Here is a 12,729-nt window from a genome sequence, read left to right on the forward strand (position 1 = left end):
TACTCATTCTTTATCTTAAATTTGTTTTTTATTTTTTTCCTTTGGTTCTTTTGTAGTTTCTGTACTGCTTATCTTTTCAACATCTGTTTTTAAATTTTTACCTTTCTTTGTCTTTGTTTTTGTCTTTGTCTTTTTACTAACAGTTCTATTTCCATTAATATCCATATCAAGTACAATTCCAAGCACCTTGCTAGATTCGTCAAATAATTTTTTACCTGTTTTATAAAAAGTACAAATTCTTTTTTTACTTGTATTCTTTCCTCCAGCCACTTTACAAAAATTAGAAAAATAGCTCACACAGTTTAAATTAATCGTAGTTACTAATAATATTAGTTTTAGTTTACTTTTCATAAATACCTCCAGATTTATTCAATTAATTTTCCTTATATCATACCCTTCTAACTTTTTTAAAAGTAAAAAATAGGGGGCATATTCTTTGTGTTTGAAAAATAAAAACTAAATTTTTTTATAAAATTTCTTTTTGTGTGCTAATTATGTAAAAATTTTTATTATTGTATTTCTAAATTTTTTATCTTATTTAAAAAATATCCTCTCTTTCTTTTTATATAGAGTTAAAATTTATAAAAATAAATATTTATTTGTACGAATTACTCTCATAAAAAATATTATTATTTCTAATTACAGAAATATTATACCGTATTTTATATAATATGTCAATATATTTTTTTAAAAATATTTATTTTTTTACATAAATATGATTACGTTTTTAAAAACAATTCAATAAATATAGTGTTTTATAGGTTTTTGAAATAAGTTATGCAAAGTGTTCTATTTTTATATTAATAAATTTTTTATGGAATATTTTAAAATATGTATAAATTAACCTAATATTTAATAAACTAAAAAAGCTATCCTAGGAAATAAGTATTATCCCAAAATAGCTTTTCTATATTTAAATGTATTTAAATTTTTCTAAAAATCCAAACGCTATAATTATTTCAACTTTTATAGCCAACACATGCCTGCTAAAGAAAATTCTTCAATCTATAGTTTAAATTATTTACTTTGTCCCATCTGGTTGGTTCATAATAACACCCTGTCTCGCTTTCTATATCTTTATTTTCCATTGTTAATACTGCTTGTTTTATTTGAGCTATCTTTTGCAAATATTCTTCATAGGAATCCTTTACTTGAGTATAGGCAGCTTGTGCAAAAGGAATATTTGTACCTGGCATTATTTTTTTATCAACTTTTTTTATTTCGGCTATCGCGGTGCAATATTCTGATTTTAGTTTACTATGGACTTCTTCTTTATTTACTGCTTCTGCAATCCTTTTTTCATAACCCAAGTTTCTTTTTAAAACTTTAGATTCTTTATCGCCTTCATTTCTATATCTATATCCGTAAATTTCATAACCAGCTTCAGTATCTCCATTATTTTTGTCATTATCTTTTATTTCATTTTTAGATTCTGCTGCATTTTTAGTCTGACTTTTATAAATATATACCCCTACACCATAAAAACCTGTTAATAATAAACCTATTACAATCCCTTTTTTTATTTCTGTCAGTATTTTTTCAATATTTCCATTTTTCATTCTATATTTGATTATGATAATATATTAACTATCATATTTTCCTTTCCGTAAATATACATAGTATTTTAAAACTTTTTATACCTTAAAATCAATGAATTATTTATAATAGTCATTAACTTCTACACTATAAAAATCTCTTGCTAAATATTTTTTATTGGCATTATTCCAATTAGTTCCTCTATATCTGCACTTTATATGATATTCAAAAGCTTCCTTGTTATCCGGCAATATAGCACGAACTACCTGTCTTATTTGAGATATTTTTTGCAAGTATTCCTTATAGGCATCATCCACCTGTGTATAAGTTGCCTTTCTAAAAGGAATATCAGTTCCTGGAACTGTTTTCTGGTCAACTTTCTCAATTTCCTTTATTGCATCGCAATATTCCTTTTTTAAACCGTTTTCCAACTCTTCTTGACCTGCTGTTTTTGAAAACCTTTTTTCATACCCAAGGCTTCTTTTTACAAATGCAGATTTTTCATTATCTGACCATTTATATACATAGCCGTTTTTATGTCTATAGCCATTAATTATCTTATCATTTTTATTTTGTGCGTCAATGTCTTTTACTGTATCTTCTTTACTTATTTCATTATTTTCTCTGTCTTTTATTTCAATTTTAGTTTCTATTTTATTTTTATTCTTATAAACATATACTCCTATGCCATAAAAACTTATCAATAGCAATCCTATTATTGTACCTTTTTTTATTTCACTTAGTATTTTCCCTATTTCCATTTTTTACTTAGCGATGATAACAAACTAAATATCATATCTTCCTTTCTGTAAATATATTTTTATCTTCTTATAAATTTTCATACTTTACTTTAATATCAATGGATTATTTATAATAGTCATTAACTTCCTCACTATAAAAATCTCTTGTAAAATGCTTGAATTTTGAATTGGTATTATTCCAGTTAGTTCCTTTATACCAACACTTTATACGAGTTTCAAAGTATATCTCTTTATCTAGGTTATCTGGTTTTATAATAGAAACCACCTGTCTTATTTGAGATATTTTTTGCAAGTATTCCTTATAGGCATCATCCACCTGTGTATAAGTTGCCTTTCTAAAAGGAATATCAGTTCCAGGAACTATTTTCTGGTCAACTTTCTCAATTTCCTTTATTGCATCGCAATATTCCGATTTTAATCCATTGTCCAGCTCTTCTTGACTTGCTGTTTTGGAAAATCTTTTTTCATATCCAAGGCTTCTTTTTACAAATGCAGATTTTTCATTTTCTGACCATTTATATACATAGCCATTTTTATATCTATAGCCATTAATTATCTTATCATTTTCATTTTGTAAGTTCTGTGTATTAATTTCTTTTTCTGCATTTTCTTTACTTGTTTCATTATTTTTTCTGTTTTTTATTCCAATTTCAGTTTTCTTTTTAGCTTGACTTTTATAAATATATGCCCCTATACTGTAAATACACGTTAACAACAAACCTATTATTATTCCTTTTTTTATTTCATTCACTTTATTACAGCTTTTCCTTTCCTGAAATTTATTTTCACCATCTATATAAATAATTTAGTACTTATAAAATATTTGCTTTTTATCATTATTGCTTCTTTAAAATAAATATCTGTATTTAAAAAATATATTTTCATTATATCATTAAAAAAAATTTTTGTAAAATATTGAAAAAGTAGAAGAAATAAGGTAAACTTATATTGATAAAATAATTAATTTTAAAGATGTTTTACTATGTGCTATAAAGATGTTTTACTATGTGCTATAAAAATGTAATAAAAATTACAATGAGGAGGAAAATATGAAATATTATGTAGGAATTGATTTGGGAGGAACTAATACCAAGATTGGGCTTGTGGATGAAAAGGGGAATATTATTTTTACTACCATTGTAAAAACTGATTCAATGGAAGGTTTTTCTGAAACAATTCAAAGATTGTCAAAAATTTTAATTACTCAAATTGAAGGAAGTAATGTTAATTTTGATAATGTTGTGTCAGTTGGAGTTGGAGTACCAGGACCTGTGTTAAATTCCAGAGTTGTTAAGTTCTGGGCGAATTTTCCTTGGAAAAATGGAGTGGATTTGGCATTGGAATTTGAAAAAAATCTTGGTAAGCCAGTAAAAGCGGATAATGATGTTAATGTAATTACACTTGGAGAAATGTGGCAAGGTGCTGCCCAAGGATACAAAAATGTTTTAGGACTTGCTGTTGGAACTGGAATTGGTGGTGGAATTATTGTTGATGGAAAACTTGTCAGCGGAGAACATGGAGCAGGTGGAGAAGTTGGACATATTAAAATTGAGCCGAATGGTAAATTATGCGGATGCGGGCAAAAAGGATGCTGGGAAGCCTATGCTTCTGCTACAGGAATAATCCGTGAAGCAAACAGCCGTCTTGCAGTAAGTAAACAAAATTTACTTTATGAAATGACAAAAGGCAGAGAGCTGGAAGCAAAGGATGTATTTGATGCAGCTAAAAAAGGTGATGAATTTTCGCTTGACATTGTAGATTATGAAGCGGAAAAACTTGCTTTTGGTATTGGAAATCTGCTTAACATACTAGATCCTGAAATTGTAGTAGTTGGTGGGGGAGTTGCACTTGCTGGAGACATTTTATTTGATCGTGTAAAAGAAAAATTAAAGGATGTGGCGTTCCCATCAACTTTAGAAAATTTGAAAATTGTTGCTGCAACTCTTGGAAATGATGCTGGAATTTTAGGAGCTGCATACCTTGGAATGATGTAAATGGATGTAAATGTAATTCAGTTTTAATTACAGTTTTAATTATCAATATAATTTAAAAAAAGACTATTTGAAATTTTATTTTCTTAAATAGTCTTTATTTTTTTATCTTTTGTTAAATTTTATAATTGAACCATTACTTGCATTAATATCAAACTCATATCTGGAATTATTTGCAATAAATTCGATTTCATAAACGGATTTTCCATTTTTGTTGTCAAGTTTTATTTTTTTAAAATTGGCAGACGATTCTGAAACTCCAGCATGTGATAATGCAATTGCTTTTGCTCTATTTGGCGTTATTTGTCCATCGGTAGTCTTAATGCTAACAGCCACTAATATTGGTTTGTCAAAATTGATGCTATTTCCTTTTGCTTTTGCTGAAAAGCTAATAGAAAGAAGAAATATTATCAAAGTAATTGTATAATCAAAACATCCTTTTTTTATTTTTTTATTTTTCATGTCATTCTCTCTTTTCTTCGTAAACTCTTTTTTAAATTCTATTTATTTTCTTCTTCACTCCAACTTATTATTTTTCCATTATAAACATTTATTTCAAAATTATAAGCAACACCTCTATAGCTAATCTGTCCTTTATAAAAGTCGCCGTCATTTGAATCATTAAATTCAAGAACATTTGCAAATGTCGCTCCAGGGACTTTCATTAAAGCTATTTGCTTGGCTTTAATTGCTGTTATTCTTTTTCTTTGTTTAGTAGTTGAAAAACTTAGAGAGCTGATAATTAACATTCCGAGCAATGTTAGTTTTAAAACTCTGTTTTTCATAGCTTATCATCCCTTTCTTTAATTTGAATATGTTTAAATGTATCTAATTTTTTCATTTTTCTTCACGATATACAATTACTTGATAAATTTTCTTTTCTCCTTTCATTTTTAATACTAAAATAATTTCCCCATTTTTCACTTTAAGAATTTTTGAGATTATCCAAAAAAACTTTATTTCTACTCGAGTAATATTTAGAATTTATGTTTCATCTCCCTTTCACAATTTAATAGTATCATACAAACATTAAAGAAAAATGAGAACTTTTAATTTTTTTGAAATTTTTTTATTTTTTTTGCAAAATTTATATTTTAAAATTTTGTATACCATGTTAAACATATGGAAAAATAGCTGAAAATCAGATGTTTAATAAATTTATTTGAAGTTTCAAATTTTATAAAAATTTTTTTGAAAAATATTTTTTATAGAATTATTGTAAAAGTAGTTCCTTTTCCAAGTTCACTTTTTACAAAAATTTTCCCATTATGTAATTCTATAATTTTTTTTACCATTGAAAGCCCAAGTCCAGAATTGTCTCCATTTTTGGAAGGGTCTACTTGATAGAAACGAAGCCATATTTTATCCAGTTGATCTTTTGCAATTCCTATTCCATCGTCAGAAATTTTAATAATGCTGTTTCCTTTTGAAAATAGCTCGACTGTTATTGTTCCATTTTCTTTTCCGTATGAAATTGCATTTGAAATTAAGTTGGTAAAAACTCTCATTATCATCATTTCATCAATATTTGCATAAACTTCTGGAGCAATTTTTGTAATAAATTTTATATTTTTAGATTTTGCACACGAAATTTGAGTTTCTACGCTCATTTCAAGAAGTTCGCTTAAATCAATATTTTCTAGATGTAATTTTTGTTTTCCACGCTCCATACGTGATAAAGTCAACAACTGTGAAACAAGCTTTGACATTTTCTGCCCTTCCTTTTCTATAATTTTAAAGGAATTTTGGGCTTCTTTTAAAGAATTTATGTACTCTTTTCCGTATTCAGCCTGTGTCAGTATAACTGTAATCGGAGTTCTTAACTCGTGTGAAACATCGGATGTAAACTGCACTTCGTTTTCAAAGGATTTTTGCAGCCTGTCAAACATTACGTCAAAAGTATTGGCGAGTGTACGAAGTTCATCAGCACCGTTTTCCAGATGAATTCTTTTGGACAAGTCATTTCCTTCGTTAATTTTTTCTGCAATCTCAGTAATTTTTTCCATTGGAGCAAAGGCATTTTTAGTAATAGTGTACCCTCCAATAGCTGAAAGTATTAGAAAAAAAGGCAGAATGATAAATGATATTTGAATAACTGTTTCAATTGCACTGGATTGACCGATATTTGGCATTACACCCCTAATCCAAACTTTTCCATAATTTCCAAGGTTAATCATTTTGTTGTAGACATACCATTTCTGGTTGTGGCTTCTTACTATGATGATTTTGTCATCCTTAGATTTTTTGTTATCCATTTCAAATCCGTTTGGAGAATTTCCGTAAAGAAATTTAAAATCCTTGTCGTAAATTGCTATTTCAACATTTTGAATCATTGTATCAAAGTTGCTGTCAATGATAATTTCTCCATTTTTTATTGTCAAATAATCAAGTCTATGATTGACGACTTCTTTTAAATAGGTACGAACGCTTGAATGAATAATATTTTCACTTATATAAAAAACTATGGATAATGACGACATTACAAGTAAAATCATAGTTCCCATATACCACAGGCTGATTTTGAACTTTATTGAATTATTAAAAATTTTTTCTTTCATTATATTTTTTTAATTTCCTTATTTTTATTCTACTTTTAAAACATAGCCAATTCCACGAATTGTATGAATTAGTTTTGGCTCAAATCCTTTATCAATTTTTCTTCTTAAATACCTAATATAGACATCAATAACATTTGTCCCGCCTTCATAGTCATAATTCCAGATGTGCTGTTCAATCTGTTCTCTGGAAAGGACACGCTCCTTATTTCTAATCATATATTCTAAAATTGTAAATTCCCTTGTTGACAGCTTGATGAACGTTTCATCCCGAAAAACATCGTGGGAATTGCAGTTCACTGTCAGATTTGCAATTTTAAAGACATTGCTTGCATTGGAGTTGCTGGTTGGATTTCTACGTAAAAGAACTCTTATTCTTGCCATAAGCTCGTCAAATGCGAATGGTTTTACCAAATAGTCATCAGCACCGTAATCTAGTCCTTTTACTCTATCTTCTATCCCATCTCTTGCAGTAAGCAGCAAAACGGGAGTTTTTATTCCATTTTCCCTTATTTTTTTCAAAATTTCAAATCCGTCCAATCCTGGCAACATAATATCAGAAACAATAACATCATATTCAGTTGAAAAAATATAGTTAAGGGCATCTGTTCCATTAAGACAGCTGTCAACGCCATATTTTTCCATGGTTAATTTTTTTACAATTATATCATTTAAGTTTTCCTCATCTTCGATTACTAAAATTCTCATATTAAAAGAACCTCCTATCTTTTGGCAACTGTTGAAAATACAAATTTATCAGGACGGTATGAGTTTACGCCGTATTGAAATAAAGTTCCATTTGATAAGTAAGTATGGCTTTCAATTACAACGACTGCATTAAAATCCTTTAAATCCATATGTTTCTTTTCTTCTTCAGTGGCATATCTAAATTTTATTTCACGCCGTGAATGTGAAATTTTTAAATGCAGCTTTTTTTCTAAATAATCATAAATTGAATTTTCGACAATATCCTTGTCTAAAAACGGAACTATTCTCTTATCAAAATATGTAGTTTCATATTCAAGAGCTTCTCCGTCAAGTACACGGTTACGTGAGATTTTATAAAATGAAACGTCTTCAGAAACTTCAAAAATATCCATTATTTTTTTAATCCCTTTAATAATTGTCAAGCCTACTAGATTTGTAGTAATATCTATGTTTTCAATTTTATTAAGTTCCTTTGATGTTCGCAAGTTTGACAAACTATTTTTAAAACGTCCATTTTCCAGAACCATTGAATTTTTTCCTTTAATTTTTTGGATATATCCATCTAATTCAAGCATAGAAAGTGCTTTTCTTATGGTATCTTTAGAGTAGGAATATTTACGTGCAAGCTCTGCTTCACTGCTTAAAAATTCCCTAGCTTTAAGTGTGCCGTTTGTAATTTTTTCTTTTATATCATTATAAACTTCCTTGTATTTGCTCACAGGTGTAGCTCCTTTCAAAAAATATCAATTTTATTATATCCCGAAAAGTAGAAAATAGCAATGAAAATTGGACTAAATTTAATAATGTGTTCAAACCTTTTTAAATAAAATTGCAAAAAATAGTTTTTTAATTAACTGTAACATTTTATATGTAGAATATTTTTACTTGTAAAAACTTAAATACTTTGCTACAATATTTTTATAAATTAAGCATAACTAAGGAGGATATATGTATAAAGTATTAGTTGGAGAATATATAGATGATGAAGCGGTTGCTGGGTTACATAGTGCAAAAGATGTGAAAGTTGATGTAAAAGTGGGAATTTCACGTGAGGAAATTCTGGAAATAATTCATGAATACGACGCTCTAATTGTAAGAAGTGTCATAAAAGTGGATAAGGAGCTGCTGGATAAAGCTAAAAATCTAAAAATAGTGGGACGTGCCGGAAATGGAACAGATAACATAAATATCCCAGAAGCTACTGCACACGGAGTAATTGTTGCAAATACACCTGACAGCAATACCGTTTCTGCTTGTGAAATCGCAATTGGGCTGATGATTGCAACTTCGAGAAATATTGTTGCGGCAAATAATTTTATAAGAAGTGGAAAATGGGAAAGGGAAATTTTCGTAGGAAATGAACTATTTGAAAAAACATTAGGAATTATCGGACTTGGAAGAATTGGTGGACTAGTGGCTACAAGAATGAAAGCGTTTGGAATGAAACTTGTTGCATATGATCCATATATTTCAGATGAACGTTTTAAAAGATACAGTTGTGAAAAAGCCAAAACATTGGATGAATTGATGGAAAAAGCGGATATAATAACAATTCATACGCCTAAAACAAAAGAAACTATTGATATGATAAACGCTGAAAACATTCGCAAGTTAAAAGATGGAGTAAGACTTGTAAATGCAGCACGTGGTGGACTTTTTAACGAAGATGCTGTTGCAGAAGGGTTAAGAAGTGGAAAAATAGCCAGTTTTGGATATGATGTTCACACTGTTGAACCACGTACAGACTGTGTCTTATACGAATTTGACAATGTAGTTGCAACTCCGCATATTGGGGCGACAACTTATGAGGCACAGAGAAATGTAGGAACTCAAGTTGTAAGACAAGTACTAAATGGACTTCGTGGAGAAATAGTGGAAACAGCTGTAAACTTGCCTGCAATTGGAAGAGAAGAATTTTTAATTGTAAAACCTTTTATAAATTTGGCTGAAAAATTAGGAAAAATATATTTTCAAATAGAAAAAACTCCAATTGCAAATGTAGTAATTAATTATTATGGGGAAATTGCTGGACAGGAAACTGCCCTAGTAGATTCAACAGCAATGAAGGGAATTCTGGAGCCTGTATTAAAAGAAGAAGTTAATTATATTAATGCAAAGCCGCTAGCTGAAAAAAGAGGAATCAATATTTCAATAAATAAAAAGGAACATAAATATAAAAATTATTCATCAGCAATAGAATTTATCATAACAAGTGAAGAAGGCAAAAAAATCTATGTTGTCGGAACAATTGGAATGAATAACGAAGAAAGAATTATCAGCATAAAGAATCACGATGTGGATATGGCAATTTCTGACAATATGATTTATTTAGGAAATGATGACGTGCCAGGAGTTATCGGAGCTGTAGGGGCAACTTTAGGAAAAGAGAACATAAATATTGCCACAATGAATGTTGGTAGACGTGAAAATAGTGCAATTATGCTGCTTACAGTAGATAGTGAAGTTGGAAGAAAGTCGTTAAATAAATTGAAAGGACTGAGTCAAATAAAATGGGCTCATTACTTGGATTTGACAATATAGTGTTTTATGAAAGTTGATAAATGCAAATGAATATAAACAAATATTTAAAAGAATTAAGAAAATTGCTAAAAAAAATAGATCTTTTAAGTTATTTAAAAATAATTTTCATGATTATATCGGTAGTGTTATCTCAAAATAATTTATTTTTTATAACAAATGCAGCTTTAGTATTTTCCATTTTAAATTCTTTTGTAAGAAAAGAAAATGATAAATTTGAAAGGAAATTTATTTTTGATTTTGAAATTTTTACTTTTCAATGTTTTACTTTATTTTATTTGAATAGACAGACATTGCTAATGGGAATAAAATTATTCGACATTGAATATTTTTCAAAAATTATATTAAATGCAGGATATTTAAACGGCGAACTTATGTTTTTGATATTGTTTGGCTTGCTATATATATTTATAAGAAAAAAGAGTAAGGCATACAAGTCTTATGTTTGCATAATAGTTTTATATTTCTGTTTATTTGAAGATGTATTTTATACAGGATTTTCATTATTAGGAATTCATTATTTGATAGGGCTATTATTTATTTTTGTAAATATAATATTTTTACCGGCATTTATTGATTTTGTAATTATTTCACTAGCTGTATTGTATTTTTTTATGAAAGAGAATAAAAATTATAAATTGGTGTATTTATTACTAGTATTTTGTTATATTTTTAGATTGAGTCTTGCAGTAAGAATTTTCTTGTAGAGATTCTGATGATAAGAAGAAAGGAATAAAGATGGGTTTAAAATTTAAAGTAAAAGTGCCGGGAACATCGGCGAATATTGGTGTGGGATATGACTGTCTAGGAGTTGCATTGGATTATTTTCTGGAACTGGAAGTGGAAGAAAGTGATAAAATTGAATTTTTGGAAAATGGGAAGCCGTTTTCGATTCCGATTGAGGAAAATTTAATTTTTGAAGCGATAAAATATACGGAAAAGTATTTGGTAAAAAATATTCCTAGTTATAAAGTAAATATTGTGAAAAATAATATTCCAATTTCACGTGGGCTGGGAAGCAGTTCATCAGCTATTGTCGCTGGAATTTTGATTGCAAATAAATTTGCTGGTGATGTGCTGGATATTAATGAAGTAGCAAAACTTGCTGTAGAAATGGAAGGGCATCCTGACAATGTAGTGCCTGCAATCTTTGGGGGAATGGTACTTACTGCACACGATAAGGAAAACATCGTTCACAGCTCATTAATAAATTCGGACGATTTATGTTTCTACGTAATGATTCCCGATTTTAAATTATCAACAGAAAAAGCAAGAAGCGTTTTACCAAAAATGTACCTAGTTTCTGACGCAATAAACAACATTTCAAAGCTGGGATTACTTGTAAACGCCTTTAACAAAGGTGAATACAACAACTTACGTTTTCTTTTAGGCGACAAAATTCACCAGCCTTACAGATTCGCATTAATAAACGATTCAGAAAAAATATTTGAAATATCTAAAAAATACGGTGCATTAGGTGAATATATAAGCGGTGCGGGGCCTACATTGATTTCCTTGAATTATGATAATGATGAATTTTTGGAAAATATGAAAAAGGAACTTTCGGAGTTATCGGATAACTGGACTATTGAGAAGAAGAAGATTAATTTGAAGGGTGCGGAAGTTTATTAATTAATTTACAAATAATGATTTGAGATGAAAAGGTTTTTAGAAATACTGTATAAATGTTTTAACCAAAAACAAAGCAAAGAAGATTTTTTTATTAATTTTGCAGTTTTTATGTCAATAGGTTTTATTTTTGATATACTAATAAAAATATTATTTATGAATACTGTTTTAGAAAATACGGGTATTGTAATTTATTTAAACATACTGTGTATGTTAATAGAATATTATAAATGCAAGTATTTAGGAAAAAGTAAATTAAAATTTTTTATTAAAGTTTTATTGTCGCTTGTTATTACAGTATTATTTATGATAATAAAATAATAATTTTATTTGAAGGCGGGATGATAAATTATGAAATAAAATTATTAATATAAATAAATTTGAAGAAAGATACTAAACTACAAAAATTGTTTTTAGTATCTTTTTTATTTAGAAGGAAATAAATATCAATTCCAATAACAAAATTAAATGGAGAAATTTGTTGTCAAACTCTTTGACAAACCTGTAAAGATGTGTTATTCTAAATTTAGAATTAGTAATTATATTTGAAATGTTTTTAGGAATTACGTTCTTCAATAAGAGAAAATATTCACAAGGAGGTAGTTTTATGAAAAAAGTTTTATTAGCTATACTATTAATGGGTGGGACAATTGTATTTGGACGTCCTGGAGAAGTGGGAATAAAGGATTTTGAAAGTGTTAGTGGTTTTTGTGAAGGTGGAAGGATAATTAGCACTAAAAAGGCTTCGACTGCAAGTGATGGAATAACTGGATTGCCAGCTTCTGCTAGAGTAAAATATCCGCTTTGTAAAATAGATGGGTTAAAATACAGAAATATAACAGTTGTTATAAAAAGTTGGGATTATGATTTTGATTCATCAAATGTACAAAATGTATCTTTGGATGGACAAAATATAGCAATAGATTATAATAAAAGAATAATTTATGTAAAGGGAGATATTTTTGTTGATTATTCAAATTAATTAAGTAATAAATTTAGTAATAGAAAGTT

At 28.3% G+C, this 12,729-nt stretch carries 14 protein-coding genes; 5 read left to right on the plus strand and 9 right to left on the minus strand.

Annotation, left to right across the window (positions count from 1 at the left end; all coding sequences use genetic code 11):
- Positions 1-15: 15 nt before the first annotated feature.
- From LEBU_RS05150 to LEBU_RS05165, 4 genes are all read right to left on the minus strand, one after another.
- Positions 16-351 carry a hypothetical protein gene (locus LEBU_RS05150; protein WP_015769279.1) on the minus strand — a complete coding sequence of 112 codons (336 nt, stop codon included), beginning with the start codon at positions 349-351 and terminating at the stop codon, positions 16-18.
- A gap of 635 nt (positions 352-986) precedes the next feature.
- Positions 987-1,559 (minus strand): hypothetical protein, encoded by a 573-nt coding sequence (locus LEBU_RS05155; RefSeq protein ID WP_015769280.1) that lies wholly within the window; start codon positions 1,557-1,559, stop codon positions 987-989.
- Positions 1,560-1,655: 96 nt separating this feature from the next.
- Positions 1,656-2,297: a hypothetical protein gene (locus tag LEBU_RS05160; protein ID WP_015769281.1), complete on the minus strand. Its 642-nt coding sequence runs from the start codon at positions 2,295-2,297 to the stop codon at positions 1,656-1,658.
- 103 nt (positions 2,298-2,400) lie between these two features.
- Positions 2,401-3,048, minus strand: a complete 648-nt coding sequence (locus tag LEBU_RS05165) for a hypothetical protein (RefSeq protein WP_015769282.1) — start codon at positions 3,046-3,048, stop codon at positions 2,401-2,403.
- Between the two features lie 298 nt (positions 3,049-3,346).
- On the opposite strand from LEBU_RS05165, the gene LEBU_RS05170 reads away from it, so the two are divergent.
- Positions 3,347-4,291: an ROK family protein gene (locus LEBU_RS05170; protein WP_015769283.1), complete on the plus strand. Its 945-nt coding sequence runs from the start codon at positions 3,347-3,349 to the stop codon at positions 4,289-4,291.
- Between the two features lie 102 nt (positions 4,292-4,393).
- Here the strand turns inward: LEBU_RS05170 and LEBU_RS05175 are convergent, their stop codons facing one another.
- The 5 genes from LEBU_RS05175 to LEBU_RS05195 all read right to left on the minus strand — a co-directional run bounded on the left by LEBU_RS05175 (position 4,394) and on the right by LEBU_RS05195 (position 8,270).
- Positions 4,394-4,750 carry a PepSY domain-containing protein gene (locus LEBU_RS05175; RefSeq protein ID WP_015769284.1) on the minus strand — a complete coding sequence of 119 codons (357 nt, stop codon included), beginning with the start codon at positions 4,748-4,750 and terminating at the stop codon, positions 4,394-4,396.
- 38 nt (positions 4,751-4,788) lie between these two features.
- Positions 4,789-5,073 (minus strand): PepSY domain-containing protein, encoded by a 285-nt coding sequence (locus LEBU_RS05180; RefSeq protein ID WP_015769285.1) that lies wholly within the window; start codon positions 5,071-5,073, stop codon positions 4,789-4,791.
- A gap of 420 nt (positions 5,074-5,493) precedes the next feature.
- Positions 5,494-6,846: a sensor histidine kinase gene (locus tag LEBU_RS05185; RefSeq protein ID WP_015769286.1), complete on the minus strand. Its 1,353-nt coding sequence runs from the start codon at positions 6,844-6,846 to the stop codon at positions 5,494-5,496.
- 24 nt (positions 6,847-6,870) lie between these two features.
- On the minus strand, positions 6,871-7,551 hold the full coding sequence (locus LEBU_RS05190) for a response regulator transcription factor (RefSeq protein WP_015769287.1): 681 nt from the start codon (positions 7,549-7,551) through the stop codon (positions 6,871-6,873).
- A gap of 14 nt (positions 7,552-7,565) precedes the next feature.
- Entirely contained in the window at positions 7,566-8,270 is a 705-nt protein-coding gene (locus tag LEBU_RS05195; protein ID WP_015769288.1) for a UTRA domain-containing protein, read from the minus strand.
- 229 nt (positions 8,271-8,499) lie between these two features.
- Between LEBU_RS05195 and serA the strand changes: the two genes are divergently transcribed.
- From serA to LEBU_RS05220, 4 genes are all read left to right on the plus strand, one after another.
- Positions 8,500-10,092, plus strand: a complete 1,593-nt coding sequence (gene serA / locus LEBU_RS05200) for a phosphoglycerate dehydrogenase (RefSeq protein ID WP_015769289.1) — start codon at positions 8,500-8,502, stop codon at positions 10,090-10,092.
- 20 nt (positions 10,093-10,112) lie between these two features.
- Complete coding sequence (locus LEBU_RS05205; protein ID WP_015769290.1) at positions 10,113-10,796, plus strand: hypothetical protein; 684 nt, start codon at positions 10,113-10,115, stop codon at positions 10,794-10,796.
- Between the two features lie 31 nt (positions 10,797-10,827).
- Positions 10,828-11,721, plus strand: a complete 894-nt coding sequence (gene thrB, locus LEBU_RS05210) for a homoserine kinase (protein WP_015769291.1) — start codon at positions 10,828-10,830, stop codon at positions 11,719-11,721.
- Between the two features lie 604 nt (positions 11,722-12,325).
- Positions 12,326-12,700 carry a hypothetical protein gene (locus LEBU_RS05220; protein WP_015769293.1) on the plus strand — a complete coding sequence of 125 codons (375 nt, stop codon included), beginning with the start codon at positions 12,326-12,328 and terminating at the stop codon, positions 12,698-12,700.
- Positions 12,701-12,729: the final 29 nt, after the last annotated feature.

It is taken from the genome of Leptotrichia buccalis C-1013-b (assembly GCF_000023905.1).
GTDB classification, from domain to species: domain Bacteria; phylum Fusobacteriota; class Fusobacteriia; order Fusobacteriales; family Leptotrichiaceae; genus Leptotrichia; species Leptotrichia buccalis.

What these genes read in the sequence shown, in the direction of transcription:
- LEBU_RS05150 (WP_015769279.1), bottom strand. Translation starts at nt 351, where the DNA reads ATGAAAAGTAAACTAAAACTAATATTATTAGTAACTACGATTAATTTA.
- LEBU_RS05155 (WP_015769280.1), bottom strand. Translation starts at nt 1,559, where the DNA reads ATGAAAAATGGAAATATTGAAAAAATACTGACAGAAATAAAAAAAGGG.
- LEBU_RS05160 (WP_015769281.1), bottom strand. Translation starts at nt 2,297, where the DNA reads ATGGAAATAGGGAAAATACTAAGTGAAATAAAAAAAGGTACAATAATA.
- LEBU_RS05170 (WP_015769283.1), top strand. Translation starts at nt 3,347, where the DNA reads ATGAAATATTATGTAGGAATTGATTTGGGAGGAACTAATACCAAGATT.
- LEBU_RS05175 (WP_015769284.1), bottom strand. Translation starts at nt 4,750, where the DNA reads ATGAAAAATAAAAAAATAAAAAAAGGATGTTTTGATTATACAATTACT.
- LEBU_RS05180 (WP_015769285.1), bottom strand. Translation starts at nt 5,073, where the DNA reads ATGAAAAACAGAGTTTTAAAACTAACATTGCTCGGAATGTTAATTATC.
- LEBU_RS05185 (WP_015769286.1), bottom strand. Translation starts at nt 6,846, where the DNA reads ATGAAAGAAAAAATTTTTAATAATTCAATAAAGTTCAAAATCAGCCTG.
- LEBU_RS05190 (WP_015769287.1), bottom strand. Translation starts at nt 7,551, where the DNA reads ATGAGAATTTTAGTAATCGAAGATGAGGAAAACTTAAATGATATAATT.
- serA (WP_015769289.1), top strand. Translation starts at nt 8,500, where the DNA reads ATGTATAAAGTATTAGTTGGAGAATATATAGATGATGAAGCGGTTGCT.
- LEBU_RS05205 (WP_015769290.1), top strand. Translation starts at nt 10,113, where the DNA reads ATGCAAATGAATATAAACAAATATTTAAAAGAATTAAGAAAATTGCTA.
- thrB (WP_015769291.1), top strand. Translation starts at nt 10,828, where the DNA reads ATGGGTTTAAAATTTAAAGTAAAAGTGCCGGGAACATCGGCGAATATT.
- LEBU_RS05220 (WP_015769293.1), top strand. Translation starts at nt 12,326, where the DNA reads ATGAAAAAAGTTTTATTAGCTATACTATTAATGGGTGGGACAATTGTA.